This is a genomic window from Bradyrhizobium sp. MI1.3 (assembly GCF_055811695.1).
Window position 1 is genome coordinate 1 of the sequence record NZ_JBVVPQ010000283.1, and the last position, 354, is coordinate 354.

The window sequence follows — 354 nt, forward strand, 5'->3', positions numbered from 1 at the left end:
CAGCATGGTCCGAATCCAGAGTGGGACTTTCAAGCCTCGTTTAGCAAGCTTGATGATAGAGGTCGCACCAACGATCAGGAGCGTCCGTAGTTGCCGATTTCCGCGCTTTGATATCGCGCCGAGCCTTTCTTTCCCGCCGCTCGACTGTGCCCTCGGTGTGAGCCCCGTCCAAGCGGCAAAATCTCGTGCAGTCGCAAAATCGCGAGCATCCACGACGGATGTCCGAACGGTAGCGGCGATGAGAGGACCGACACCCGGTATGCTCATCAGACGCCTCGCATCGGGGTCCTTTCTGACGGCAACCAAAATCTCTCTGTCGAGCTTCTCTATGCGGGTTGTAAGCAGCTCAATCTG

At 57.1% G+C, this 354-nt stretch carries 1 protein-coding gene; it reads right to left on the minus strand.

The features are described 5' to 3' along the window. Positions 1 to 354: transposase (locus AC0L3A_RS41040; protein ID WP_473256623.1), on the minus strand; the 354-nt coding region annotated here is incomplete at both ends.